At 62.4% G+C, this 25,188-nt stretch carries 22 protein-coding genes; 6 read left to right on the forward strand and 16 right to left on the reverse strand.

What is annotated here, in order from left to right:
- Positions 1–368: 368 nt before the first annotated feature.
- Positions 369–1,820, reverse strand: coding sequence for an NAD-dependent succinate-semialdehyde dehydrogenase (locus AC0V6T_RS03230; RefSeq protein WP_486124273.1), 1,452 nt, complete (start codon positions 1,818–1,820; stop codon positions 369–371).
- Between the two features lie 119 nt (positions 1,821–1,939).
- Here AC0V6T_RS03230 and ald point away from each other — a divergent pair, with 119 nt between their 5' ends.
- Together ald and AC0V6T_RS03240 are read left to right on the forward strand one after the other, a co-directional pair.
- Positions 1,940–3,025: an alanine dehydrogenase gene (ald, locus tag AC0V6T_RS03235; RefSeq protein ID WP_007164851.1), complete on the forward strand. Its 1,086-nt coding sequence runs from the start codon at positions 1,940–1,942 to the stop codon at positions 3,023–3,025.
- A gap of 195 nt (positions 3,026–3,220) precedes the next feature.
- The gene (locus AC0V6T_RS03240; RefSeq protein WP_486124275.1) at positions 3,221–3,919 is read left to right on the forward strand and encodes an alternative oxidase; all 699 of its coding nucleotides are present in this window, start codon (positions 3,221–3,223) and stop codon (positions 3,917–3,919) included.
- On the opposite strand, the gene AC0V6T_RS03245 is transcribed toward AC0V6T_RS03240, so the two are convergent.
- From AC0V6T_RS03245 to tsaD, 9 genes are all read right to left on the reverse strand, one after another.
- Positions 3,916–4,926: a fumarylacetoacetate hydrolase family protein gene (locus AC0V6T_RS03245; RefSeq protein WP_486124277.1), complete on the reverse strand. Its 1,011-nt coding sequence runs from the start codon at positions 4,924–4,926 to the stop codon at positions 3,916–3,918. The genes AC0V6T_RS03240 and AC0V6T_RS03245 overlap by 4 nt on opposite strands.
- 1 nt (position 4,927) lies before the next feature.
- On the reverse strand, positions 4,928–5,569 hold the full coding sequence (maiA, locus tag AC0V6T_RS03250) for a maleylacetoacetate isomerase (protein ID WP_486124279.1): 642 nt from the start codon (positions 5,567–5,569) through the stop codon (positions 4,928–4,930).
- A gap of 202 nt (positions 5,570–5,771) precedes the next feature.
- Complete coding sequence (locus AC0V6T_RS03255) at positions 5,772–6,986, reverse strand: acyl-CoA dehydrogenase (RefSeq protein WP_486124281.1); 1,215 nt, start codon at positions 6,984–6,986, stop codon at positions 5,772–5,774.
- A gap of 81 nt (positions 6,987–7,067) precedes the next feature.
- Positions 7,068–7,436 carry a response regulator gene (locus tag AC0V6T_RS03260; protein ID WP_007164846.1) on the reverse strand — a complete coding sequence of 123 codons (369 nt, stop codon included), beginning with the start codon at positions 7,434–7,436 and terminating at the stop codon, positions 7,068–7,070.
- Between the two features lie 116 nt (positions 7,437–7,552).
- The gene (locus tag AC0V6T_RS03265) at positions 7,553–8,209 is read right to left on the reverse strand and encodes a helix-hairpin-helix domain-containing protein (protein WP_486124283.1); all 657 of its coding nucleotides are present in this window, start codon (positions 8,207–8,209) and stop codon (positions 7,553–7,555) included.
- Positions 8,210–8,404: 195 nt separating this feature from the next.
- Positions 8,405–10,135 (reverse strand): vWA domain-containing protein, encoded by a 1,731-nt coding sequence (locus tag AC0V6T_RS03270; protein ID WP_486124285.1) that lies wholly within the window; start codon positions 10,133–10,135, stop codon positions 8,405–8,407.
- 125 nt (positions 10,136–10,260) lie between these two features.
- A complete protein-coding gene (locus AC0V6T_RS03275) occupies positions 10,261–11,838 on the reverse strand; it encodes a lipopolysaccharide biosynthesis protein (protein WP_486124287.1) in 1,578 nt (525 codons plus the stop codon).
- Positions 11,835–12,842 carry an NAD(P)H-dependent glycerol-3-phosphate dehydrogenase gene (locus AC0V6T_RS03280; RefSeq protein ID WP_486124289.1) on the reverse strand — a complete coding sequence of 336 codons (1,008 nt, stop codon included), beginning with the start codon at positions 12,840–12,842 and terminating at the stop codon, positions 11,835–11,837. Before AC0V6T_RS03280 ends, AC0V6T_RS03275 begins: the two co-directional genes overlap by 4 nt.
- Before the next feature lie 11 nt (positions 12,843–12,853).
- Complete coding sequence (gene tsaD, locus AC0V6T_RS03285; RefSeq protein ID WP_486124291.1) at positions 12,854–13,909, reverse strand: tRNA (adenosine(37)-N6)-threonylcarbamoyltransferase complex transferase subunit TsaD; 1,056 nt, start codon at positions 13,907–13,909, stop codon at positions 12,854–12,856.
- Positions 13,910–13,995: 86 nt separating this feature from the next.
- Between tsaD and hemC the strand changes: the two genes are divergently transcribed.
- The 3 genes from hemC to AC0V6T_RS03300 all read left to right on the forward strand — a co-directional run bounded on the left by hemC (position 13,996) and on the right by AC0V6T_RS03300 (position 16,618).
- Positions 13,996–14,919: a hydroxymethylbilane synthase gene (gene hemC, locus AC0V6T_RS03290; RefSeq protein WP_486128486.1), complete on the forward strand. Its 924-nt coding sequence runs from the start codon at positions 13,996–13,998 to the stop codon at positions 14,917–14,919.
- Between the two features lie 9 nt (positions 14,920–14,928).
- Positions 14,929–15,606: a uroporphyrinogen-III synthase gene (locus tag AC0V6T_RS03295; RefSeq protein WP_486124293.1), complete on the forward strand. Its 678-nt coding sequence runs from the start codon at positions 14,929–14,931 to the stop codon at positions 15,604–15,606.
- A 64-nt stretch (positions 15,607–15,670) separates the two neighbouring features.
- On the forward strand, positions 15,671–16,618 hold the full coding sequence (locus AC0V6T_RS03300) for a hypothetical protein (protein ID WP_486124295.1): 948 nt from the start codon (positions 15,671–15,673) through the stop codon (positions 16,616–16,618).
- A gap of 6 nt (positions 16,619–16,624) precedes the next feature.
- Here the strand turns inward: AC0V6T_RS03300 and AC0V6T_RS03305 are convergent, their stop codons facing one another.
- The gene (locus AC0V6T_RS03305; RefSeq protein WP_486124297.1) at positions 16,625–17,854 is read right to left on the reverse strand and encodes an FAD-dependent monooxygenase; all 1,230 of its coding nucleotides are present in this window, start codon (positions 17,852–17,854) and stop codon (positions 16,625–16,627) included.
- Positions 17,855–17,944: 90 nt separating this feature from the next.
- Here AC0V6T_RS03305 and AC0V6T_RS03310 point away from each other — a divergent pair, with 90 nt between their 5' ends.
- Positions 17,945–20,014 (forward strand): protein-disulfide reductase DsbD family protein, encoded by a 2,070-nt coding sequence (locus tag AC0V6T_RS03310; RefSeq protein WP_486124299.1) that lies wholly within the window; start codon positions 17,945–17,947, stop codon positions 20,012–20,014.
- A gap of 111 nt (positions 20,015–20,125) precedes the next feature.
- Here the strand turns inward: AC0V6T_RS03310 and AC0V6T_RS03315 are convergent, their stop codons facing one another.
- From AC0V6T_RS03315 to uvrB, 5 genes are all read right to left on the reverse strand, one after another.
- The gene (locus AC0V6T_RS03315) at positions 20,126–20,641 is read right to left on the reverse strand and encodes a hypothetical protein (protein WP_486124301.1); all 516 of its coding nucleotides are present in this window, start codon (positions 20,639–20,641) and stop codon (positions 20,126–20,128) included.
- A 2-nt stretch (positions 20,642–20,643) separates the two neighbouring features.
- Complete coding sequence (locus AC0V6T_RS03320; protein WP_486124303.1) at positions 20,644–22,146, reverse strand: S10 family peptidase; 1,503 nt, start codon at positions 22,144–22,146, stop codon at positions 20,644–20,646.
- Positions 22,147–22,179: 33 nt separating this feature from the next.
- Positions 22,180–22,500: a HigA family addiction module antitoxin gene (locus AC0V6T_RS03325; RefSeq protein ID WP_486124305.1), complete on the reverse strand. Its 321-nt coding sequence runs from the start codon at positions 22,498–22,500 to the stop codon at positions 22,180–22,182.
- The gene (locus AC0V6T_RS03330) at positions 22,472–22,756 is read right to left on the reverse strand and encodes a type II toxin-antitoxin system RelE/ParE family toxin (RefSeq protein ID WP_486124307.1); all 285 of its coding nucleotides are present in this window, start codon (positions 22,754–22,756) and stop codon (positions 22,472–22,474) included. The genes AC0V6T_RS03325 and AC0V6T_RS03330 overlap by 29 nt, the downstream gene beginning before the upstream one ends.
- Positions 22,757–22,926: 170 nt before the next feature.
- Positions 22,927–25,122 carry an excinuclease ABC subunit UvrB gene (uvrB, locus tag AC0V6T_RS03335; protein WP_486124309.1) on the reverse strand — a complete coding sequence of 732 codons (2,196 nt, stop codon included), beginning with the start codon at positions 25,120–25,122 and terminating at the stop codon, positions 22,927–22,929.
- Between the last annotated feature and the right edge of the window lie 66 nt (positions 25,123–25,188).

Genomic DNA, 25,188 nt, shown 5'->3' on the forward strand with positions numbered 1-25,188 from the left:
TTGGTCGCAAATGCCACACTCGCAAGCCATTGCGACAGCGGTAGAATTCAGAGCACTTGACGGGCGAGGCGGAGGAATCTGCGAATCGGTCAAATTCGGACTGAGTTTTCCACAGAACCGTGTTACCTTACGGAAAGATAACAACGCGACTCGGGGACCGCGATAGATGGAACGACCGACAATCATCTCGTCGGGCCCAGATACTTTGGGCCGGACCGTCTGCTTCGGAGACGAGCTATCTCGCCGCGCACGTTACGGACGCATTCGTCCCATGCCGCGACGTAGAGGTTGGATGTCGGTTTTCTCACGCCTCGTGCGTCGACGCTAAGCTACCCGCAGCAACAGAACCACGCCCGCCGCAAACGCAATTACGGCGCGGATTTGGCGACTGTGACCAACTTGGTTTCCGTATAGCCCAGATAGCCTTCGACGCCGCTTTCCGAACCAAAGCCGCTATCGCCGATTCCGCCGAATGGCGTCTCGGGTGATCCAACCGCGAAGTGATTGATTGCGACCATGCCAGCGCGCAGCGACTTGCCGAGATAGTGGCTCTCGTCGAGGCTGGCGGTGAAAGCGTAAGCCGCAAGTCCATAACGCAGCGAGTTCGCAATCCGCACCGCTTCTTCGATGTCATCATAAGGAACGATACCGGCAACGGGACCGAAAGGCTCCTCGGTCATCAGACGGCTCTCGGGTGATGGAGAGGCAATGATGGTCGGCTCGAAGAAGTGTCCGGGACGATCCAAAGCCGTACCGCCACTGACGATTTGCCCCTGATCGCCGCCCATCGATCCCATCAGGTCCTGCATGGCCGCGACGCGTCCTGCATGAGCGAGCGGGCCCATCTCGACACTGTCATCCTGGCTAGCATCGCCAATCTTGAGCTTCTGCGAGCGAGCGGAGAACTCGGCTACAAACTTGTCGTAGATGCCGCGCGCCACGAGGAAGCGCGTGGGCGAAACGCAAACCTGCCCGGCATTGCGGAACTTGGTCGCTGCGCAAGCGGCAACCGTGCGGTCGAAGTCCGCGCTCTCACCGATTACAACAGGCGCATGGCCACCGAGCTCGGGGGTGAAGCGCTTCATCCCCTGGGCTGCCAGGGCGCCCAACTGCTTGCCGACTGCGGTCGAACCGGTAAAGCTTACCTTTCGGGTGATGGGCGAGGCTATCAGGTGTTCGCTGATCATCGCCGGGTCGCCGTAGACGAGGTTGAGCACGCCTTCGGGAAGGCCTGCATCCATGAAGCACTCGGTCAGCATCTGCGCGCAAGCAGGCGTCGTTTCAGCAGGCTTGAGGATCGCAGAACACCCTGCGGCGAGCGCGCCTGCGATCTTCTTGGCAGGCAGGTTGATTGGGAAGTTCCACGGCGTAAGCAGCACTGCCGGGCCGACCGGCTCCTGCGTCACGCGCTGTTCGAGCAAGTTATGCGAGCGCACTGGTACAAGACGACCACCTTGGCGCTTGGCCTCTTCTCCAAGGAAATCGATGAGGTCTGCAGCCCCGTTGGTTTCACCCAGCGCCTGAGCATGGGGCTTGCCCATCTCGAGCGTCATTACACGAGCAATACCCTCGGCCCGCTCCCGAAGCAGTTCGGCGGCGCGGCGGATGACGCGAAATCGCTCGATTGCAGGGGTGTTGCTCCACAGTTGAAACCCAGCATCGGCCGCTGCAAGCGCGGCATCAAGCTGGGCCTTCGACGCCTTCGGAGCGCTGCCGATCCGCTCTTCGTTTGCCGGGTTCACGATCGGCATTTCGCCATCACCGCCCTCGGCGACCCAGTTTCCGGCGATCAGCATCTTCACTTGAGGGTAGGCGGTCATGGGATGTCTCCTGCTTGTCTCTTGCGCATCAATGTGGCGAGCAATTGAGTTCGTTTCAATTGAAACATTGTTGCGTCGGCGCTAGGGGGACGCAAGCCCTGAGTCGAGAGGAGAAAGTCATGCTCGTCGGCGTCCCGAAAGAGATCAAGAACCACGAATACCGCGTCGGCCTGACGCCTGAATCCGCGCGCGAGTACATCGCTGCGGGTCACCGCGTCATGCTTGAAAGCGGCGCTGGCACCGGGATCAGCAAAACCGATGACGATTACCGCGCGATCGGCGCCGAGATCGTTGACACCGCCGAAGAGGTATTCGCGAGCGCCGAGATGATCGTGAAGGTCAAGGAGCCGCAGCCGAACGAGTGGGTGCAGCTGCGCGAAGGGCAAATCCTTTTTACCTATCTCCACCTCGCCCCTGACCCCGAGCAGGCAAAGGGCCTGATGGAAAGCGGCGTTTCGGCTGTCGCCTACGAGACCGTCACCGACCGTGACGGAGGCCTCCCGCTGCTTGCTCCGATGAGCGAAGTGGCAGGTCGTCTCTCGATCGAAGCAAGCGCTCATTCGAGCCACGCCAATAATGGCGGTCGCGGCATCCTGATGGGCGGGGTGCCCGGCGTGCTTCCGGCGAAGGTCGTCGTTATCGGCGGCGGAGTTGTCGGAACGCAGGCTGCGCGCATGGCGGTTGGCCTCGGCGCAAACGTCGAGATCCTCGACCGGTCGCTGCCGCGGATCCGTGAGCTCGACGACATGTTCCAGGGGCGCGCCACAACGCGCTATTCCAATGCCGGAACCATCGAAGACGCGATTACCGAAGCAGACGTGGTGGTGGGTGCAGTGCTTATCCCGGGTGCGAGCGCTCCCAAGCTGGTGACGCGCGACATGCTCGGCCTGATGAAGCACCGCGCGGTGCTGGTCGATGTTGCGATTGACCAGGGCGGCTGTTTCGAAACGTCCAAGCCGACGACGCACGATGCGCCGACTTATATGGTCGACGACATCATCCACTATTGCGTTGCCAACATGCCTGGCGCCGTCCCGCATACGTCGAGCTATGCGCTCAACAATGCGACGCTGCCTTTCGGCCTTGCGCTCGCCAACAAGGGTGTTGTGAAGGCTTGCGAGGACGATCCGCATCTGCGCCTCGGCCTCAACGTTCACGAGGGCAAGATCGTGAACGAAGCGGTGGCGGAGAGCCTCGGCTTCTGATCTCTAGCGATTGCGCATTACGCAGGAGTGGGAGGCGATCTCGCTCCTGTGTTGCATGAAAACGAACAGCTATTGTGTGCGTTTCTCGGGTAATTCCGGGGCGTGATCTCTATATCTCAGCTGCCGATGGCGACCTGATCAGGGCGCTCGACATGAGGGTCGAGTAGAAGGGATCAGGCCACTTGAGAGTTTCCCATGCAACAGTTCGATACCCGTCCTCTTGTCCGTCAGGTCAACTACGACGCTGACGTCACTTCGCATGTCGCGCCGCAGTCGAAGAGCGACCATGTCGCCTTCGCTTTCGTGAAGCTGCTGCGCTTCTTCGCCGACACCTTCTTCGCCAAGCGTTATGGCCACCGCGCCGTAGTGCTCGAGACCGTTGCAGCCGTACCCGGTATGGTCGGCGGGCTTCTCCAGCACCTTCGCGCGCTTCGCCGAATGCGCGATGACGAGGGCTGGATCCGCACTCTTCTCGACGAGGCCGAGAATGAGCGGATGCACCTCATGACCTTCATCGAAATCGCCAAGCCCAATGCGTTTGAGCGGTTCCTGATCCTCTCGGTCCAGCTGGTGTTCTACAACTTCTACTTCTTCCTATACCTGCTCGCACCGCGCACCGCACACCGGGTCGTTGGCTATTTCGAGGAGGAGGCCGTGATCAGCTACACCGCGTACCTCAAGGAGGTCGAAGCCGGTCGCCATGAGAACGTGCCTGCACCGCAGATCGCGATCGACTATTGGCAGCTTCCAAGTGATGCGCGCCTCAGCGATGTCATCATCGCCGTGCGCGCAGACGAGGCGGAGCACCGCGACGTCAACCACTGCTTCGTCGATCGCATAGACGAGCGCCGCGATGGCACGCGTGCCAAGCGGCGCAAGCTGGGCGAGGCTTAAGCCTGCACCACGGTCTGTTCGATTGAGCCGAAGATCGAGTGGTTCTCGCCATCGCGCATCTCGATCTTCACCGTGTCACCCGGAGCCATGAAGCGGGTGCTCGGCTCGCCGTCGCGGATGGTTTCGATCATGCGGATCTCGGCGATGCACGAATAGCCAAGGCCGCCATCGGCGACCGGCTTGCCCGGACCGCCGTCGGCGCCCTTGTTGCTGATCGTGCCCGACCCGATGATCGAGCCTGCGCATAGCGAGCGCGTCTTGGCCGCGTGCGCGACCAGCTGCGCCATGTTGAAGGTTGCATCCTGGCCTACCTCGGCGCGGCCGAACGGCTCGCCGTTGTAGTCGACCATCAGCGGCAGGTGGATGAGACTGTCCTTCCACGCATCGCCAAGCTCATCAGGGGTCACCGCAACCGGTGAGAAGGCACTTGCAGGCTTGGACTGGAAGAACCCGAAGCCCTTGGCGAGTTCGCCGGGGATCAGGCCGCGCAGGCTCACATCGTTCACCAGCATGATGAGCTTGATATGGTCCGCCGCATCTTCGGCGCTCGCGCCCATCGGCACGTCGTCTACCACGACGGCGACTTCGCCCTCCATGTCGCAGCCCCATTTGGTATCGCCCAGCGGGATGTCGGCGCGCGGGGGCAGGAAGCCGTCGCTGCCGCCCTGATACATCAGCGGATCGTGATAGAAGCTTTCGGGCACTTCGGCATCGCGCGCCTTTCGCACCAATTCGACGTGGTTGATGTAGGCCGATCCGTCTGCCCATTGGTAGGCGCGCGGAAGCGGAGAGTGGGCCTGCCTCTCGTGAAAGCGCTCGCACGGCACGGCCTCGTGTTCGACATCGCGCGCCAGCACCTCGAGTTCCGGCGCAACCCGCGCCCAGTTGTCGAGCGCTGCCTGCATGGTCGGAGCGATGTAGCCCGCGGCACAGCAGCGAGTGAGGTCCTTGGATACGACGACCAGTTTGCCGTCGCGTGTTCCGTCATTGAGCGTTGCGAGTTTCATGTCAGGCCTTCTCGGGATTGTCTGGTTGGTTGTCCGGGTGAGCGCGCTGGAAGGCGGGCAGGGCAAGGCATGCCGCTTCGATCCGCGCGATATGTGGGTGAGCGTCGATGTCGTAGGCGAAACGCCGCGCGTTGTAGCATTGCGGCAGCAGTACCACTTCGAACAGGCCGGGCGCTTCCATCACGAAGTCGCCTGCATCAAGCTGCGCCAGTCGCTGCTCCACCGGCGTCAGTCGCACGCCGCACCAGTGGCGATACCACTCGTCGATCTCGTCCTGCGAATGGCCGAGCTCATTCTTCATATACTTGAGCGTCGAGAGGTTGAGCGGTGCATGCAACTCGGTCGCGATGGCGTAGGCGAGCTCGCGCACGGTGTAGCGATCCTCCAGTCCCTCTGGCAGCAGCGGGTTTGCCGGATAGGCTTCGTCCAGCCATTCGAGCATGGCCATCGACTGGGCCCGGTCGCGGCCATCGGCCTCCAGCATGGGCACGGTCGCAAAGGGGTTGCGGCTGGTGAAGGTCTCTTCCTTCTGTGCCATCTTAAGCAGGTTGACCGGCGCGCTCTCGTAATCAAGACCCTTGAGCTCAAGCGCGATCCGCAACCGGTAGCTCGTCGAGCTTCGGTAGTAGCCGAACAGCTTCATGAGGCAGCTCCTGCGCCAAGAAGTGGACCGCATGTTACACGGTCCAGGGCAAAAACTGCGCCAGCGTTTTCAGGCACTTGGCAGGTTACTTGCGAGCGTATCGCAAAAGGGCCGGTGCGCGTTTTCACCCAACCTCCATAGCGATTGCAAGTCATGTAGGACAGCGGTCCGTTTTGCTCTCCGGAGTGCACCAACGCAGCGATCAAAACGCCGCGATGCCGGTGATGCCGCGGCCAAGGATCAGCGCGTGGACATCGTGCGTGCCCTCGTAGGTGTTGACCGTCTCGAGGTTCACTGCGTGGCGGATGACCTGATATTCCTCGCTGATACCGTTGCCGCCGTGCATGTCGCGCGCGGTGCGAGCGATGTCGAGCGCCTTGCCGACATTGTTGCGCTTAACGATCGAGATCATGTCGGGGCTGAAACGGTTTTCATCCATCAGGCGACCGACGCGCAAAGATGCCTGCAGGCCGAGTGCGATGTCGGTCAGCATGTCTGCGAGCTTCTTTTGATAGAGCTGAGTGCCGGCAAGCGGGCGACCGAATTGCTTGCGGTCGAGGCCGTACTGCCGTGCGGCATGCATGCAGAATTCTGCTGCTCCCATCGCGCCCCAGCTGATGCCGTAGCGCGCACGGTTGAGGCAGCCGAAGGGGCCTTTCAGACCCTGAACATTGGGAAGCAGCGCATCGGCTGGCAGCTTCACCTCGTCCATCATGATCATGCCGGTGGGCGAGGCGCGAAGCGAAATCTTGCCCTCGATTTTGGGCGCGGAAAGCCCTTCCATGTCCTTTTCGAGGATGAAGCCGCGGATCGCTCCGTCATGCGCTTCGGACTTGGCCCAGACGACAAAGACGTCTGCAAACGGCGCATTTGAGATCCAGGTCTTCGAGCCAGAGATCACGAAGCCGTCGCCGTCCATCTTGGCGTAGGTTTTCATGCCAGCCGGGTCGGAACCCGCATCGGGCTCAGTCAGGCCGAAGCAGCCGATAAGTTCGCCGCTGGCAAGGCCGGGGAGATACTTCTCACGCTGCTCCTGCGAGCCATAGGCGTAGATCGGGTGCATCACGAGGCTGGATTGAACGCTCGCCATTGAGCGATAGCCGCTGTCGACGCGCTCGATCTCGCGCGCGATCAGGCCGTAGGAAACATAGCCGGCGCCGGCACCCCCGAGTTCTTCAGGGATGGTCGCGCCAAGCAGGCCAGCCTGGCCCATAAGCGGGAAGAGTTCAGGGGCGCTTGCCTCGTTGCGGAACGCTTCGATCACGCGCGGCTGAAGCTCGCTCTGCGCAAAACCGCGCGCGGCGTCGCGGATCATCCGCTCGTCTTCGGTCAGCTGGCTTTCGAGATCGAACGGGTCTTCCCAGTTGAACGGGACTATCCCGACGCTTGCGAGTTCGGGGGAAGGGGGGGCGTGCATTTGGTTGCTCCTGAAACTTGTTGCCCGTCTCTCGCAGGACTCGTGACGGCCTGCAAGGGGCGGGACAATCGCTTCGGGAGCTTACGCTTCGCTTGGACGAAATTCCAGCGCTTCGCTGATTGTGCTCAGCATCGCGGAAGGCGGGCACGGCTTGGCGAGCGGGAAGGAGTTCGGGAATTGCTCGGCGACATCGTTAACGCGGCGGCTGCCCGTGTAAAACACGACCGGCACGTCTTCTTCCATCAGGGTCCGGGCGAGCTCGAGCGCGTTGCCATCCTGCAATTCGATGTCGAAAATTGCGAGGTCGGGTTTTTCTTTCTGATAAGCGAGCATGGCCGATGAGACACCGGCATGCGGTCCATCGACCTCGAACCCCGCTTCTTCAACGGTGTCGATTAGATCGAAAGCGACGATCATTTCGTCTTCGGCAACGAGAATTTTCTGAGCCACGAATCAGTCCCCTGTTAGCGTCCTGATCCCTCGGTAAGTGGCATAACACAATTTTTGCGCGAACCCCAACACGCAGGCTCAGAATGTTGCCATAGTCCCGCGTTTAGCCTTTGTTTCTACCGCGCTTGGCCGAACTTAGAGGTGAAACCGGTCTCGTCTTTGGCGCTCAGGAGCTTGGCCTGTTCGACCCACTGATCGCGAGTGATGCGGCCAGAAAAACGGCCCAGTCCTGCATCAACTCGCGCAATGTCTTCGTCGCTCCAAGCCGCGATCTGGTCGAACCGAGTGATGCCCTGTTCAGCAAGGATGGTGCGCAGTTTGGGGCCAAGGCCCTTGATGCGGGTGAGATCGTCCGCCTCGGCTTCAGCTGCGGGGGCAGGGGCAGGGGTAGGGGCGGGAGCCGGGGTCGGGATGGCATCTGCGGGCTGCTCTGCTTCCCAGTGATCGGGGCGCGGCGGCACGGGATCGCCAACGGTCGGGGCGACTGATACGCCAGCCTCGGCGTCCGCGGTTGCGCCAGCCGCTGCGATTTTATCGGAATTTGCGTTCGCGCTGGTCTGCCCAAAGTCCTGTTTGACCGCCGTCGGCGCATCGATCAGCGCGTGGTTGCGCGCCGCACGTTTAGCGCCTTCGTCGAGCACGTCCTTGCCGCTCTTGCCATCATCGACGATCGTCGTTTTCCGATTGGCTCGCAGCCATAGCCAGATCGCGAGCGCCACGAAGACGACCGCAATCGCGATCATGATGGCAGCCTGGGTGTATTGTGGCGACATGCAAAGCTCCTCGAAAAAGGCGAATTCGGAAAGGGTTGGCAGCCCCTTAGCAGCGCGAGCGGGTTAGCCCAAGATGGTTGGCCCGGCGCCAGACGCCAAAACGGCTGGAGCCACACTCGCCAGGTGGCTCCAGCCGTGCGCCTGACGCCGCGCTATCCCTAACCGTGTAGCGCGGCGCCTTGGGGTCCGGTGTATTTAGCCGCCCCCGCGAGCGGCGCTTGCAATGGCATTGAGTTCAAGGAACTCCTGCCGAATGAAGTTGCTCTGGCGTCCGGCAAGCGCTTCGATGTCATCGTGGTCGAAGCCCATCATAAGGTCGTCTCCGCGAAGGATCTGGCCGTAGGCGGCGACTGCTGCGGCGAAGGCGAAGTCGCCCGAGGGTGCGCCTGCTTCGAGAAACGCATCGCTCATCACGACCGTGTCGATAAGGCGCGAGGTGTCGCCATCGGGAAGCTTGAAGCGCAGTTTGACGTGCGCTGCCTCTGCCATGCGGCGGGTGGCCTCGGCATCGACCGCGTCCTCATAGCGGCGCGGCTTGATCCAGCCATCGCTGCCAGCTGGGACCACCTCATAGATCGCGGTGACTTGGTGGCCGGCACCAATATCGCCCGCATCGACCGCGTCATTGTCGAAGTCCTGCTCGCGCAGCACGCGGTTTTCGTAGCCGACAAGGCGGTACTGGCTGATGACGGCTGGGTTGAATTCGACCTGGATCTTCACGTCCTTGGCGATGGTGAAGAGCGTCGAGCTCATTTCGTCGCTCAGCACCTTTTTCGCTTCGAGAGCGCTGTCGATGTAGGCGTAATTGCCGTTACCCTTGTTGGCGATCTGCTCCATCATCGCTTCGTTGAAGTTGCCCGTGCCAAAGCCGAGCGTGGTCAAGTTGATCCCGCGATCTCGGTTCTTCTCGACCATCTCGACAAGCGCATCGCGGTCCGACACGCCGACATTGAAGTCGCCGTCGGTGGCAAGGATCACGCGGTTGACACCGCCTTCGATGAAGTTGTCCTCGGCGATGTTGTAAGCGAGCTGGATGCCTGCTCCCCCGGCGGTCGAACCGCCTGCGGAAAGCGACATGAGCGCGGCGCGGATTTTCGCCGTGTCGTTGGTGGGTTCGAGCACAAGCCCTGCTGCACCCGCATAAACGACGATCGAGACACGGTCCTGCTCGCCAAGTTCTCCGGCGAGGCCAGAGAGTGCAGTCTGGACAAGCGGCAGCTTGTCAGGGCTACCCATCGAACCCGACACATCCATCAGGAATACGAGATTCGCAGGCGGGCGCTCGTCACGCTCGATATCGTATCCGCGAAGGCCGATCCGCATGAGGTAGGTGTCCTCATTCCACGGCGTTCTTGCGACGTCGATGTTGGTGGTGAAAGGCACGTCGCGCGTCGTCGGCCGTTCGTAATCGTAGCGGAAATAGTTGATCATCTCCTCGGTCCGCACAGCATCGCGCGGTGGAGTGACCCCTTGCCGCAGGAAACGGCGGGTGTTGGCATAGGCGCCGGTGTCGACATCGACGCTGAAGGTGGAGACCGGCTCGGCGCTGACCAGCTTGACCGGCGAGACTTCCTCGCCGTCATAGCGTTCGCGGCCCGGATCGACCGGCACGACCACTGGCGGGATCGAGTAGCCTCGCGGTGCGGAGGCCACTTCGGCTGAGACCGCGCCGGTTCTGCTCCTGCTTGGTGCACCGGCCCGGCGCGAAGCGGTGACGACCACCGTGTTGTCAGCCAAGGCCTGCGAAGGCGGAGGCGGTGGTGGCGGAGGAGGGGGCGGCGGCGGTGGTGGCGCTTTCGTTCCCGACGTCGGCGCTGGCGACCCGGTTACGACGATCTGCTCACTTGGCTGCGCGCAGCTTGCAACGAAAAGACTGAGCGTTGCCGCACCGACCAGCTTGAGGTGGAAATGCTTTAAAGGACCCATTGCTTACTCCCCTCGACTTACCCGTTCGAAAGGTCAGCCTCAGGGCGTGAATAACGACTGAACGTGCTGTCAGGACGATGAAATGTTTTGGCGCAACTGGCTGCAAACCAACGTTTTTGCGCCGGTCAGAGCGGCTTGCCAGTGCTTTCGGCGGCTTCGAGAATTTCCTCGGGCAATTTGGCATTTTTGCGGAACAGGACCTTGTCCGATTCCTCGAAACCGCGCTTCCAGATGACCCACATATAGACCACGAGAATCATCGGCCCACCGATTGCAAGCTCGACCCATTCGGGAGTGAATTCGGTGAACAGAAAACCGACGAGAACGGCGGGCGCTGCGGCATAGACGAGCGCGGCGCGGTAGTTCGATACCGGCGCCTTGAGCAGCGTCTTGAGCACCAACGCTTTCACAAGGCTCGACGTGCCGAGCGCGAAGAACAGGGCGAGCGCCGCGCCAGCGGCCTGGAAGCCTTCGCCCCAACCCATTTCCTGCGCCAGCCAAATGAACCCGATAGTAAGCGCGGCCTGCAAGGTGATGACCCCGACGGAGATCAGCAGGTTCCTCTTCCTCGCGATGTAGACCAGAACGCTCTCGGAAACGACTGCCATTGATGCGACCACTTCTGCGGCAAGCAGAATGGCGAGCGCGCCCGTACCGCCGACAATGGCCGGACCGCCGAGGCCCATGACTGCCTCGCCCGGAATTGCGAGCATGAGCGCGATCCCGAATTGCAACGCGATAATCCAGAAGCCGACTTGCCGCACCTGCGCGGCGATTGCGTCCATGTTGCCGATCTTCAGGTTCTTGGTGATGACCGGCGATAGGATCGGCTCGAAGCTTGATTTCAGCTTCTGCGGCAGGCTCACGACTTCCTTGGCGAACCAGTAGATGCCGACGGTTGCCGCCGAGGTCGCCTGACCCAGAAGGAACACGTCCAGCAGCCGCGTCCCACGCTCGATCACGTCAGCTCCGATGAGCGGCAACGCGCGGGCGGTCATCTTGGAAAGGTAACGCGGGCGAGGACGCCACCCCTTGGGCCAGCCATAGGTGCGGAAAAACGACCATGCGGCGGTGACTAGCGCGGCATAGATCGAAGCGAGGAAGGCAAGCGCGATGCCTCCGCTTGCAAGAGCGGGGACGAAGAAAAGTCCCGCAACAAGGATCGACTTGGTCCACGGCTCGACCACCGCGCGGGCGCGCACCGTGGTGGCGATGTCATAGCGATAGGCTTGCGCGGCGAGCAGGATCTCGGTCAGCGCGAAGGCCGGAATCGCCGCGATCATCCACATGTCGAACTCGCTGTTCGTCCCGCTCGGGAAGATGATCACCGGGAAAGTGATGAGCAGCGCGCAGGCGACGAGGCTGAACAGGAGCGAGGTCAGCATCCCGTCGAAAACGAGATTGGTGGGCGAACCTTCGTGGTCTTCAGCACCCTCGGTAAGGCGTTGTGCAAGGCCACGCTTTTCACCCAGTGCGCAGATGAGCGCAAAGATCTCTATGACTACGAACGCCGCGGCAAAGCGGCCCATTTCATCGACGCCGTAAAGCCTGAAACCGACAAACAGGAACGGGATGCCGCCGAGCAGGCGCAGGACAAAGCCGAGCGTGTTGGTGCGCCCGCCCTTGGCAAGCGTTTCCATATCGTCATTGCCGCCAGAGGCGGGCTGCGGCTGGGCCGCAGGTTTGTCGGTGGGCGTGCTCACTCGACGTCGCCTTGGTCGGACGGCGTCTCGGCGCGCAGGGGACGTGAAAGCAATTCGGCAACGACTGCTTCGGGCGCGGAGCCATCGAGGATCGCGTTGACCGCGATGACGATCGGCATGGCGATGTCGCGCTCCTTGGCGAGGCTCGCGAGCACAGGCGCAGTGTGTGCGCCTTCGGCGACCGTTGTGCGGTCAGCCATCAGGTCGGCGGCCTTCTCGCCTTCGCCCAGCGCCTTGCCGAGCGAGAAATTGCGGCTGGAGGTCGAAGAACAGGTGAGAACCAGATCGCCGAGGCCGCATAGGCCAGCGAGCGTTTCGGCTTGAGCACCCATATGTTCGCCAAAGCGTAGCATTTCGGCAAATCCGCGCGCAATTAAGGCTGCGCGCGCATTCTGGCCGAGCTGAAGTCCTTCGACCACGCCGCAGGCAATCGCGAGGACGTTCTTGATTGAACCGCCGATTTCCGCGCCCGTCACATCATCAGAGTAATAAGGACGGAAGGCAGGCCGCGCGATCGCGGGAGACAAGCGCTCCCACTGCTCGCGCCCGCCCTCACAGGCGAGCGTTACAGCAGTTGGCAGGCCGGCGGCGACTTCGTGCGCGAAGGTTGGTCCGGAGAGCACCGCGATCTCGCTACCCGGGGCGGCATCGCGTGCAACGTCGTTCATCAGCCGACCTGTGCCTGCTTCAATGCCCTTCGAACAGAGCACGAGGTCGCGAGGCCGATGCTGAAGACCACATAGCACTTTGCCAAGAACCTGAGCGGGTGTGACTACCAACGCGATGTCGACCGAGTCGAAATCGGATAGGTTCCCGGTCGCGCGGATTGTGTCTTCAAGCTGAGCGCTGGGCAGATAGTGCAAGTTGCGGCGATCGGTATTGATCGCTTCCACCACCTCATTTTCGAAGGCCCAAAGCAGCACGTCTCTGCCGTCGCTGGCGAGCATTTGTGCAAGGGCAGTGCCCCATGCACCTGCGCCGATAACGCCGATGGTATTGTTCATGCCGTCACGCGTCATGCTTTAACTCCTGCGCCGCGAACTTTTTCTGCTTCTGGATCAAGCGGCCATCGCGGGCGCGCCTTTAGGTCGAGAGGATCGCCTGCAAATTCGGGGTCCTGCGCAAGCCGCTCGCACCCGGACCATGCGATCATCGCTGCATTGTCAGTGCACAATTTGAGCGGCGGCGCGACGAAGCGCATGTCATGGCGCGAGGCGAGGTTTTCGAGCGCAATGCGAACCGCCTGGTTCGCTGCGACGCCGCCCGCCACGACCAGCGCGGGGTACGGACCTGATGAACCAAGCGCCTTCTCAAGCCGATCGATCAGGCAATCAATCGCCGCCTGCTGGAAAGAGGCAGCGATATCGGCTGCGTTGTGCTTACCGCTTTCATGAGCGCGCAGCACGGCGCTCTTGAGACCGGCAAAGGAGAAGTGCGGTTCCTTCGACCGCTTCATCGGGCGAGGCAGGGGGACCGCCTTTGCTTCGCCCTCAAGCGCCAATCGCTCCACCGCGGGCCCGCCGGGATAGCCAAGGCCAAGGATTTTGGCGGTCTTGTCGAATGCCTCGCCCAGCGCATCGTCGATTGTGGTCGCAAGGCGGCGATATTCGCCGACGCCCTCGACGCCGAGGATCTGACAATGCCCGCCCGAAACGAGCAGCAGCAAATAGGGGTAGCCCAGCGCCTCATCGGAAAGCCGGGGCGACAGTGCGTGCCCTTCGAGGTGGTTCACCGCAATCAGCGGCTTGCCGGATGCCATCGCCAGCGCCTTTGCAGTGACGAGGCCCACCATAACTCCGCCGATCAGGCCCGGTCCGGCGGTCGCCGCAATTGCGTCCACGTCGTCCAAGGTCAGTCCAGCGTCCGCCATCACCCCTTCGAGCATCGGGGCAAGCCTTTCGGCATGAGCGCGCGCCGCGATTTCGGGCACGACTCCGCCATAGGGCGCGTGCTCGGCCTCCTGGCTCGCGATGCGCTGCGCGAGGATGCGGCGGTCCGACGTGATCAGCGCCACTGCCGTTTCGTCACAGCTCGACTCGATTCCGAGGACAATGTTGTGTGTCGATCCCATTGCGCTTCCATCTAGTCTCTCGCGTGGCTAGAGCAAGCGTGACGGGAGACACTTTGGTGACAGAAACGACCAGGGGCGCGGGTGAATTGCGTCCAAAACTCAGGCTTGGCACACGAAATTCACCGCTCGCGATGGCGCAGGCGTTCGAAACGCGAGAGCGGCTTTGCAAGGCGCATGGCTGGGCCGAAGACGAGGTCGAACTGGTCCCCGTAGTGGCAAGCGGCGACATGGTGCTCGACCGCCCGCTGGCCGAGATCGGGGGCAAGGCACTGTGGACCAAGGAACTCGACGCGTGGCTTGCCGAGGGCCAGATCGACGTGGCGGTTCATTCGGCAAAAGACGTCGAGACGATCCGTCCCGATGCATTCCGCTTTGCCGCTTTCCTGCCGCGCGCTGACCGCCGCGATGCGCTGGTGGGAGCGGCCAGCATTGCCGATATTCCCCGTGGCGCGACCGTTGGAACAAGCGCACCGCGCCGCGCCTCGCAGCTCCTCAATCTTCGGCCCGACTGCAAGGTCGTGACATTCCGCGGCAATGTCGCGACACGGCTCGGCAAGCTTGAAGCGGGCGAGGCGGACGTGACTTTTCTTGCGGCGGCTGGGCTTGAACGGCTCGGCCAAAGCGAAGTCGGCGCACCGCTTGAAACGGGCGACTGGATTCCGGCAGCAGCGCAAGGGGTGATCGCGCTCGAATGCCGTGCAGACGATGATGCGGCTGGCGAATTGCTTGCCGCAATCGACCACGCAGCGACCCGCGCCGAGCTTGAGGCGGAACGCGCATTGCTCGCCAAGCTCGGCGGTACATGCCACTCGCCGGTGGCTGTCCTTTGCAGCGGCGATGCGGGCGAACTGACCATGCGCGCCGCCTTGTTCAGCCCGGATGGCTCCGAGCGGGTCGATGGCGAAGCGAGCTTCAGTGCCGGCGATCATGCTCCCGTGCACGCGCTCGCCGCAGACCTGCTCCACCGCGCCACCCCCGCGATCGCCGAGCATTTCGGCGGCGAAGGGTAAGCGCGATCGATGTCAGGCTTTGTCCTTGCCGTCCGGCCCGAACCGGGTCTCTCCGCGACAATGGAGGCAGGCAATCAGCGGGGCCTCAACATGATAGGATACCCACTGTTCGAGGTGCGGGCGCGCGAATGGGATTGCCCTGATCCGTTAAGTTTCGACGCTATCCTCATCGGTAGCGCCAATGCGATCCGGCATGGGGGCGATGCGCTCAGTTCCATGACGAAAAAACCGGTTCACGCAGTAGGGCAGACCACCGCCGACGCGGCGCGGGACGCTGGATTCGAGATTGCGAATGTCGGCACAGGCGGGCTCCAGAACGTTCTCGATGCTGTCACCAAGCCCACCCGCTTCCTGCGGATCGCGGGTGAGAAACACGTTCCGCTAACTGCTCCAGATGGCGTCGAGATCGTGACCCGCATCGCTTATGAGAGCGTGCCGCTCGAATTGCCTGAACCCTTGCGCGCGCTCGACCAGCTTGGCCTGACGGTGCTGCTTCACTCCGCCGTCGCAGCCGAACGCTTCGATAGCGAAACCCGGCGCCTTGCCCTTCAACGCTCGCGCATTAAGCTTGCCGTTCTCGGCCCGCGCATCGCCGAAGCTGCCGGAACCGGCTGGCAATCTATCCACGTCTCGCCCGCGCCCAATGACACCGCATTGTTGGAATTGGTCCGCGAGACGTGCATATAGGGAGGCGGATCGTCCCGGTACGGAGAAAACTCCGGCCTCTTGGGTCATTATAGACGGATATTCGATGGCATCGAAATATGGCAGCCGCAGAAAGCCCGCCTCGACCGGGCGGTTTGCGCTGGCTGCGTTTGCTTCATTCCTCGTCGGCGGAGCGCTGGTGGGGTATGTGGTTTGGTACAATCTGACACCAGAAGAGCAGCCGATCGCGGCTGCCGAAATGCCGCCGGAGCTTCCCGGCGCGTCCCCGATTGCAAGCGAGACTTCGCCCAGTCCGTCCGCGCCTGCGAGCCCTTCGCCGAGCCCACTCGCTGACGCAGTCGCAGCCCTGGAAGAGGGTGACGCAGCGGAGGCCGTTCGCAACGTTGCCGAGCAGCAGGGCGGCCTCGACCAGCGGCTTGCCGCCGCCGAACAACGCCTTGCGCGGCTTGACCTTCAGGCACAGGCGGCTGCGGGTAACGCGGCGCGCGCCGAAGGACTTCTGATCGCCTTTGCCACCCGCCGCGCGGTCGAGCGCGGGGCGGAACTGGGCTATCTCGCCGACCAGCTTCGCCTGCGTTTCTCCGATCAATGGCCCAACGCGGTCAATACGATCATTACCTTTGCGCGCAATCCGATCCGCTATGACAACCTGACCGCGCGGCTCGATGGCCTTGGCCCGCAACTGGTCGAGCGCGACGAAGGCATCAGCTGGGAGCGGATGCAGCGCGAAATGAGCCAGCTTTTCGTGATCCGCCGCGAGAGCACACCGTCGTCACAGCCGGAACGCCGGCTGGACCGTGCTCGCATCGCGCTCGAACAAGGGCGCTACCAGAACGCAATCGACGAGATACGCGGCATGCCGGGCGCCGAGCAGGCCGAAAGCTGGATTGCCGATGCCGAGCGTTTTCGTGACGCTATGCAGGCGTTGGAAGTGATTGAGACCGCAGCAGTCCTTGACCAAAGCGGTCTTCGCGATGGAGCAGGCAATGTCGTGCGCCAACCAAGCCCGGTCGATCAGACGGGCGAAGAGTAGGCTCTCCTAAGCCTTCAACAGTTCAGGCAAGTCGCCCGAGACGCCTCGCGCCTCGTCCATAAAGAAGGTCTTGAGCACGGGCGTGCGCTGAACCGCTGCCATTCCGATCCGGCGCACAGCACTAGCCGTCTTGCCGGGAACGCCGAACAGGCGGGTGAGGCCGTCCGTTGCGAGCGCGACCATGAAGCTGTCGAGCCCGCGCCAAGTCTCATAGCGCTTCAAAAGTTGCGCATCGCCCGGATCGAGCCCGATCCGTGCGCCATCTGCGAGCACTTCGACCAGAGCGCCAACATCGCGCAGGCCCAGATTGAGGCCTTGGCCTGCAATCGGGTGGATACCGTGCGCTGCATCCCCGATCAGCGCGAGCCGCTCGTCGGTTATCTTGGCGGTATGGTGAAAGCCGAGCGGCCAGCTTGAACGCGCACCGATGCTGGTCACCTCGCCGAGGGTATCGCCCATGCGCTTTTGCACTTCGGCCATGAACGCGCGGTCGCCGAGCTTGGTCACTGCCTTGCCGTCCTCTTCGGAGACAGTCCAGACGAGCGAAGAACGATGCGTGCCGTCGGCATCGTCATTCATTGGCAGAAGCGCGAACGGCCCTGCGGGGTAGAAGATTTCCCACGCAACATTGTCGTGCGGTTTGGAATGGGTGAGCCCGGCGATGATGGCGCGGTGGTGGTAGTCCCACTTGGCGATCGTGATGCCTGCCTCGTCGCGTGTCGGCGATCCGCGACCTTCGGCAGCGACCATCAGCCGGCCCTTCAATTTACGACCATCCGCAAGAACGGCGGCAACACCAAGTTCGCTGCGCTGGCGCTCGACTATTTCGGCCTTGGAGACCCAGTTGATGTTGGGCTCGTCCGCTGCTGCTTCGAACAGGGCGAGGCGCAGGCGGCGATTGGGGAACATGCGGCCCAGCGTCCCTTCATGCGGCTCGGGCGTGAAGTCGAGGCGGCCGGGGCGATTCTGGTCTGTGACGGCGATGCTGGCGATATCGCAGGCGAACGGTTCGAGCCCGTCGGCGATCCCGATATTGCGGAACAGGTGCCAGCTTGCGGTCGAGATCGCGGTGGCGCGGTCGTCGAAGCCTTCGGCGGTGAGCTCGGCCGGGTCGGCGCGGTCGATTACATGGCTGGTCATGCCCTGCTTTGCCGCTGCCAACGCCAGCGTCATGCCCACAAGCCCCCCGCCAAGGATCAGGAGGTCGGCGGTCTCGAATTCTGCTTTCGTGCTCATATCGCCCTAGGTAACCCTTCAACCGGTCTTTGCGAACATTATCTTCACCCGTTAAGGCCGCTTACGCTGACGAAACGAGACGAGGCAATATTGTTCGCTGCACCGCGCTTTGCGCTTCCTGCATGGTTGATCGGGCTGTTCGCCTCGCTCTTGCTGGCGAGCGGTGCGGCTGCGCAGGAGGCGGAGAGCGAACCGCGCGTCCGTTATGGCGATGATAACATCGCGGTGCAGCTGGTCGCCGATGGCATGCCGCGCGTAGGCGAAGAATGGATGCTCGCCCTGCGTTTTACACCGACGAGCAACGAGTGGCACGGATATTGGTCCAACCCCGGCGACGCGGGGCTGGGGATGGTGTTGCAGCTGAACCTGCCCGAAGGCTGGGAGATGGGTGAGGCGCTGTATCCCGTGCCCGAGCGGTTCATTCAGGAGCTGCCCACGCAAAGCCTGATGAACCACATTTACAAAGGGCCTTACACGGTGCTTGTGCCGGTGAGTGTGCCCGATGGCGCCGTGATCGACGGGCTGCCGGATGTGGGCGGCTATGTCGAATACCTCGCCTGCACCGACGTCCTGTGCGTGCCGCAGGACGCGGCGCTGAGCGCGGGGCAGGGCGGAGACTTCGCGCGCTGGAGGGCCGAGGTCGCGCCGCTGCTCGACGCAAGCGCGCAGTTCGAAATCGCGGGCGACATGCTACGCCTCGCCATTCCGATCCCTGAAAGCGTGACTCTGACTGAGCCGCATGTGTTCATCGCCGAGGCGCGGCTGGTCCAGTATCCGCCCGCACAGGCGCTCTACCGCGAAGGCGACATGCTGGTCGCGGAGATACCGCTCGACCCATTCGGTGCGGGTGAGGCGGAAAGTGTCTCCGGTATCCTCGCCTTCGACAAGGAAACAGGCGTTCGTTTTACCGCCGAGCCTGGCGAAGTGCCTGAGGGGCTGGCCTCGATTGGCGCGCAAATGGGAGTGGATGCGCCGCCACTCTGGACGCTGATCCTCGGCGCGCTGGTGGGCGGACTGATCCTCAACATCATGCCCTGCGTCTTCCCGATCCTTAGCCTGAAAGCATTGAGCCTCGCGCGCGCTGGCGGCAGCGAGGCTGAAGCGAGGGCCGAGGGCATCGCATACACCGCAGGCGTGGTACTCGCCTGCGTAGCGCTGGGCGGCATCATGCTCGCCTTGCGCGCGGCTGGTGAGCAGGTTGGCTGGGCATTCCAGTTGCAGAGCCCAAGCGTCGTGATCGCGCTGCTGGTTCTCGCGACCGTGATCACCTTGAACTTCGCAGGCATCTTCGAGCTGCCGAGCATCGACACCGGCAACGGAGCAGGGCGCAGCGCCTTTGCGACCGGGCTGCTTGCCGCAGTCGCTGCGACGCCGTGCACCGGACCTTTCATGGCTGCGGCGCTTGGGGCTGCTTTGTTGCTGCCGACGCCGCTCGCACTTGTCCTGTTCGCGACCCTCGGACTGGGGCTCGCGTTGCCCTTCCTCGCCATCGGCTTCGTGCCCGCTCTGCGCCGGATGTTGCCCAAGCCAGGCGCATGGATGGATCGGTTTCGCCGCCTGATGGCGATTCCGATGGGGCTGACCGCGCTCGCGCTCATCTGGCTCACGGCGCAGCTTGGCGGGCGTGGCTTTGCGCTGTTTGCGCTTGTTATGCTGTTCGGGATCGTTCTTGCGCTGTTCGTGGTCGGGCGCTTGCAGCAGGCCGGCAAAATGGCGTGGCCTGCTTTCGGCCTCGTCGCCGCACCATTCCTGATCTTCGGCGCCTTCGCCTTGCCAAGCGGCTATGCGCCGCCAAGCCGCGACCTTGCCGCCTCGCTCCTCTCGCCGCAGGAATTCAGCCGAGAGACACTGTCCGAAGCGCGCGCGAGCGGACAGCCGGTCTTCGTGTGGTTCACCGCAGACTGGTGCGTAACCTGCAAGGTCAATGAAAGTGTCGCGATCGAGCGCGAAGCGACCGCAGAGGCCTTCGACGAGGCAGGCGTAATCGCGATAGTCGGCGACTGGACGGTGCGCGACGAGGAGATCACAGGCTTCCTGAACGAGCAGGGCGCGGCAGGCGTGCCGCTCTACCTGTGGTACGAGCCCGCAGAAGATGCTGAGCAACTGCCGCAGGTCCTGACCCCCGATATGCTGACGGAGCGTTCTCTAAGGGACAGGTGAGGGCGGCAATTCGGAGCCGTCAGGCTCCGCAAGGGCGACCGCCCGACCGCAGCGGGCGCAGCTCTGCTGCGCGTCTAGCGAGGACGCGGCCCCGGACTGGGCCGCGCAAAATCAAAGGCCCCGGCAATCCTCGATGAACTCGCCGGGCAGGTCGCTCGGATTGAGTTCGACCCGGCCAGCTCCCGGAACCGTCAATCCCAGCGCTCGCGGTCCGGCAAGCGGTTCCCACACCAGATCGGCAGCAAGGCGCTCGCCCTGCCACATCAGCCGTCCGTTCACCTCGCGCGCATCGACGGCCATGCGCCCGATATGCCCATTACCGACCAGCGCTAGCATTGCGCCTGCGCCCTCATCGGCAGGCGAAATGCGGGTGATCTGGAGTTCCGGAACAGCGCCGCCTTCGTGCCGGCATTCAAGCGACACCAGCGCAGGCTCACCCGGAATGCCGTAGACCAGCCGCTGCGCGTTTTGTTGAGAGCGGGCCCAAATCGCGCCTTCGGTTTCAGGCGAGGGGAGGGGCTCGGAAGCGAAGGTCGGCTCTGCTTCCGGCATGTCGCGGGTCATGTCGGCATCGGTCGGCGGCGGCTTGCATGCGGCAAGCGCCAGTACGGACGCCAGTGCAATCATCCTCATCGCGCGGTGATGAACTCGCGCAAATCGGCGGAAAGCTGACGGCGGTCCTCGTCGCGGACATACATCATGTGGCCTGCGTCATAATAGGTGTAGGTGATCCGATCCTGCGGAATGCCAAAACGGTTGAGCGAATACTCCGCCCCGAAGAACGGCGTCGCAAAGTCGTACCACCCTTGCGCATTGAAGACACGCAGCTGCGAGTTCTGCCGCATCGCACGCCCGATGAACGGAGCAACGTTAAGGTAAGCGTTGCGTCCGCGGCCCTGCAGCGACCAGTCCCAGCGCGCGCCAAGGCTCCCGATTGATTGATATTCGCGGTCGGTCTTGAAGCCGAGCCCTTCGCGCAGCCACTGGTTCACCGCCGCCGTGTAGCCCGCATCGATGCCGTAGAAGCTGGGATCGCTGTCAGGCGTTTCGCCCGCATTGTCGTAATCGACGCCCGTGTAACGCGCATCGAGCCTTCCGATCGTCAACCCCCGGTCGCGCAGCAGCTCCTTGTAGAAACGCTGCGATGTTACGCGCAGGTTCGCTTGTTCGAGATATTGCTCGGAAAGGCCGGTGAGGCGCGATAGCTCAGCGCGAACGGCCGCGCGCTCGGCATCGGGTAAGTTTTGTCCTTTGAGCAGCGCGGTTGCGAACGGACCGATGGCAAATTCGCGCGCTTCCTGTGCGATGGCCTCGACCGAGGGCGCTTCGACCTTGCCGTGATACCACGCCGCCGCCGCCATGTTGGGGAGCGTCACGATATAAGCCATTTCGTTGCCAGGCGTGGGTTCGCGCCCGGCAAAGTCGAGGATGGTCGAGATCAGGATCAAGCCGTTGAGACCTACGTCGTTGAAGGTCGATCCCTCAAGCTCGTCGACCACCATCGCGGTGCGGCTCGTGCCGTAGCTTTCGCCGCCGAGATATTTGGGGCTCGACCAGCGTTCGTTGTCGTTGATCCAGCGGCGTATCACCTGTGCAACCGCGCGGGCGTCTTGGCGAAGGCCGTAATACTTTTTGGGATCGGTCCCGTTGGTCAGATAACTGAAACCTGTTCCCGGCGGGTCGATGAAGACGAGGTCCGCGACGTCGAGCAAGCTGTCGGGATTGTCGAGCAGGGGATAGGGCGGCGCACCATCGTCGCGCGCGTCCGAGGGGATCGCGACCCGCTTCGGCCCCCATGCACCCATCTGCAGCCAGACCGAGCCTGAACCCGGACCACCATTGTAAATGAAGAAGACGGGCCGCGACTTGTCCGCCGGATCCTTCACATAGGAGCTGGTGACGATCACCGCTTCCTGCTTGCCGTCATCGCTTTCAAGGATCGTCTCGCGAACCGTCGCGGTGTAGCTGATGCGCTGACCGCCAAATGTGCCGGTATGCTGCGAGGTGCGAACTTGTGGCTCGATCCGTTCGACAGAGGCCGCGCCTTCCTTGTGCGCGTCAGCGGCGAGCGGGGTGGCGGCGGAGGTGGCGAGAAGCGCGGCAGCGAGCGCTGGAATGAGCGGGTTTTTCATGGCCTGCTGATTGGCAGGAAGGGCCGCTTGGGGTCAAGCAGCTCTTGGCGTGATCCGCTCAAGTTCGCCGTTAAGTGCTCGCTTGGCCGTGCGCAGTTCGCAGTCCGTTTGAAGGCCCATGAAAAAACCTTCCGACATGCGGAAGTAACGGGTTAGGCGAAGGTCCAACTCGCCGTCTATCCGAGCGTTCCCTTCGATCATGGCTTGCAGACGCGCAGGATCGACCGCAATGGCCTTCGCCAAAGCAGCGACATCCATTCCGAGCTGGTCCATGAATTCCGAAGCGAGCAATTCGCCTGCATGCGGAATATGGAGCCAGTCGGATTTATCGATGGTAGTCGACGATTTCGACACCGTGCGCTTCTCCGTTCTCGAACGTGAAGCATATACGCCATTGCATATTAATGGAAAGGGAATGCTGCCCGGCGCGGTCTCCCTTGAGCGCGTGAAGACGGTTGGATGGCGGGTTACGAAGATCATCCAGCGTCTTTGCACGGTTAAGCAGAGCGAGTTTGGCAAGGGCTCGGTCGTGAAGTTCCGCCGGCAGTTTTCGGCTTCGCCGACCGGACCAGATGCGCTCGGTTTCCTTGTCGGCGAAGGTGATGATCATGGCTGCCTCGCGATTGAATGCAGCCCTTTAGAAATACTCCGGAGGACTCCACGTCAACTAGAATCCGCAGCCAAAAATCATTCTGATTATTATTGAGTCAAATGTGACTCGATCTGAATCAATTTTGATTCATATGGAATCAAGTTTGATTCAAAGTTTCTCGACTCGAGTCACGGCTTCCCGCCCATCCGCTTATACCTTGTCTTGCCGTACCGCGTCTTGCGCGTCCCCGGCTTGCCTTCGTTCGAGCGGCCCACGCGAGGCGCTTTCTTCTGGTCGTCGGGAAGGCCAAGCTCGTCGTTTTCGAGGCGGCGGATTTCGTCGCGCAGGCGTCCGGCTTCTTCGAACTCGAGGTTTGCGGCAGCATCGCGCATGCGCTTTTCGAGGTCTTCGATGTAGCTGCGCAGGTTGTGACCGACGAGGTTGTTGACCTCGTCATCGCCGGTATCGACCGTGACGCCGTCCTGCGAGGCTGTGTGTGCGACGATGTCGGCAATGTCGCGCTTGATCGTCTTGGGCGTGATGCCGTGCTCTTCGTTAAAGGCCTTCTGCTTTTCGCGGCGGCGGTCGGTTTCGGCCATCGCGCGTTCCATCGAGCCGGTAATGCGGTCGGCGTAAAGGATCACGCGGCCATCAACATTACGCGCGGCGCGGCCGATGGTCTGAACCAGCGATGTTTCGGAGCGCAGGAAGCCCTCCTTGTCCGCATCGAGAATGCAGACGAGCCCGCATTCGGGAATGTCGAGCCCTTCACGCAGCAGGTTGATCCCGATCAGCACATCGTACACGCCCATGCGCAGGTCGCGGATCAGCTCGATACGCTCCAGCGTCTCTACGTCGGAGTGCATGTAGCGGACCTTGACGCCCGCTTCGTGCATGAATTCGGTAAGGTCCTCCGCCATGCGCTTCGTCAGCGTGGTGACCAACGTCCGGTAGCCTTTTTTAGCGGTGGCGAGGCATTCCTGAATGCAATCCTGCACCTGATCCTCGACAGGACGAATTTCGACAGGCGGGTCGATGAGGCCGGTGGGGCGGATGACCTGTTCGGCAAAGACGCCGCCGGTCTGCTCCATCTCCCACGGGCCAGGCGTTGCCGACACGGCGAATGTCTGCGGGCGCATCGCGTCCCATTCGTTGAAGCGAAGCGGGCGGTTGTCGATGCACGAGGGCAGGCGGAAGCCGTATTCGGCGAGCGTCAGCTTGCGGCGATGGTCCCCGCGCGCCATCGCACCGATCTGCGGCACAGTCTGGTGGCTCTCGTCAACGAAGAGCAGCGCGTTTTCGGGAAGGTATTCGAACAGGGTCGGCGGAGGCTCACCGGGGAGGCGGCCGGTGAGGAAGCGCGAATAGTTCTCGATCCCGTTGCAGCTGCCGGTCGCGGCGATCATCTCGAGGTCGAAATGGGTGCGCTGTTCGAGCCGCTGATGTTCGAGCAGCTTGCCCTCTTCCTCAAGCTCCTTGAGGCGGTGCTCAAGCTCGAACTTGATCGCCTCGGTCGCCTGTTTCATCGTCGGCCCCGGCGTCACGTAGTGCGAGTTTGCATAAACGCGAACCTTGTCGAGACTTGCGCCCTTTTTTCCGGTCAGCGGATCGAATTCTGCAATCTCTTCAATCTCATCGCCGAAAAAGCTGATACGCCATGCCATGTCTTCATAGTGGCTGGGGAAGAGTTCGAGATTGTCGCCGCGCACCCGGAAACAGCCTCGCGTGAAGGCTGCATCGTTGCGCTTGTACTGGAGCGCGACAAGCTTGCGGATCAGCTCGCGCTGGTCGACGGTCTCGTCCTTCTTGATGTCGAACACCATCGCCGAATAGGTTTCGACCGAACCGATACCGTATAGGCACGAAACCGAGGCGACGATGATCACGTCATCGCGTTCGAGCAGCGCGCGCGTGGCCGAGTGGCGCATCCGGTCGATCGCCTCGTTCACGCTCGACTCTTTCTCGATATACGTGTCGGAGCGCGGGACGTAGGCTTCGGGCTGGTAGTAGTCGTAGTAGGAAACGAAATACTCGACCGCGTTTTCGGGGAAGAAGCTCTTCATCTCGCCATAGAGCTGCGCGGCGAGGATCTTGTTGGGCGCAAGGATAAGGGCAGGGCGCTGAAGGGTTTCGATCACCTTGGCCATGGTGAAGGTCTTGCCCGAACCCGTCACGCCCAGCAGCGTCTGCGTCTGATCACCGGCAAGCGCGCCTTCGACCAGCTCCTTTATCGCGGTCGGCTGATCGCCCGCCGGTTCGTAATCCGAGACCAGCTTGAACTTCTTGCCCGGCATCGACTTTTCCGGGCGCGCAGGGCGGTGGGGGGTGAATTCCTCGCCGGTCTCGGGCTCTTCAAGACCGCGACGGATGATGAGATCAGACATAGAACGATAGATATGTGCGCAAGCAGCGCTGTTGTGAAGTGCCTGTCGCGCCCCTAGCATGCCTCG

This window comes from Erythrobacter sp. S158 (genome assembly GCF_057364915.1).

Excerpts from the sequence above, each read along its gene's own strand:
- AC0V6T_RS03245 (WP_486124277.1), bottom strand. The coding sequence starts at position 4,926 with ATGAAACTCGCAACGCTCAATGACGGAACACGCGACGGCAAACTGGTC.
- AC0V6T_RS03240 (WP_486124275.1), top strand. The coding sequence starts at position 3,221 with ATGCAACAGTTCGATACCCGTCCTCTTGTCCGTCAGGTCAACTACGAC.
- ald (WP_007164851.1), top strand. The coding sequence starts at position 1,940 with ATGCTCGTCGGCGTCCCGAAAGAGATCAAGAACCACGAATACCGCGTC.
- AC0V6T_RS03330 (WP_486124307.1), bottom strand. The coding sequence starts at position 22,756 with ATGATCATCACCTTCGCCGACAAGGAAACCGAGCGCATCTGGTCCGGT.
- AC0V6T_RS03320 (WP_486124303.1), bottom strand. The coding sequence starts at position 22,146 with ATGAAAAACCCGCTCATTCCAGCGCTCGCTGCCGCGCTTCTCGCCACC.
- AC0V6T_RS03280 (WP_486124289.1), bottom strand. The coding sequence starts at position 12,842 with ATGAACAATACCATCGGCGTTATCGGCGCAGGTGCATGGGGCACTGCC.
- AC0V6T_RS03300 (WP_486124295.1), top strand. The coding sequence starts at position 15,671 with ATGGCATCGAAATATGGCAGCCGCAGAAAGCCCGCCTCGACCGGGCGG.
- AC0V6T_RS03255 (WP_486124281.1), bottom strand. The coding sequence starts at position 6,986 with ATGCACGCCCCCCCTTCCCCCGAACTCGCAAGCGTCGGGATAGTCCCG.
- AC0V6T_RS03315 (WP_486124301.1), bottom strand. The coding sequence starts at position 20,641 with ATGATTGCACTGGCGTCCGTACTGGCGCTTGCCGCATGCAAGCCGCCG.
- AC0V6T_RS03305 (WP_486124297.1), bottom strand. The coding sequence starts at position 17,854 with ATGAGCACGAAAGCAGAATTCGAGACCGCCGACCTCCTGATCCTTGGC.
- maiA (WP_486124279.1), bottom strand. The coding sequence starts at position 5,569 with ATGAAGCTGTTCGGCTACTACCGAAGCTCGACGAGCTACCGGTTGCGG.
- tsaD (WP_486124291.1), bottom strand. The coding sequence starts at position 13,909 with ATGGGATCGACACACAACATTGTCCTCGGAATCGAGTCGAGCTGTGAC.
- AC0V6T_RS03295 (WP_486124293.1), top strand. The coding sequence starts at position 14,929 with ATGTCAGGCTTTGTCCTTGCCGTCCGGCCCGAACCGGGTCTCTCCGCG.
- AC0V6T_RS03265 (WP_486124283.1), bottom strand. The coding sequence starts at position 8,209 with ATGTCGCCACAATACACCCAGGCTGCCATCATGATCGCGATTGCGGTC.
- uvrB (WP_486124309.1), bottom strand. The coding sequence starts at position 25,122 with ATGTCTGATCTCATCATCCGTCGCGGTCTTGAAGAGCCCGAGACCGGC.
- AC0V6T_RS03230 (WP_486124273.1), bottom strand. The coding sequence starts at position 1,820 with ATGACCGCCTACCCTCAAGTGAAGATGCTGATCGCCGGAAACTGGGTC.
- AC0V6T_RS03270 (WP_486124285.1), bottom strand. The coding sequence starts at position 10,135 with ATGGGTCCTTTAAAGCATTTCCACCTCAAGCTGGTCGGTGCGGCAACG.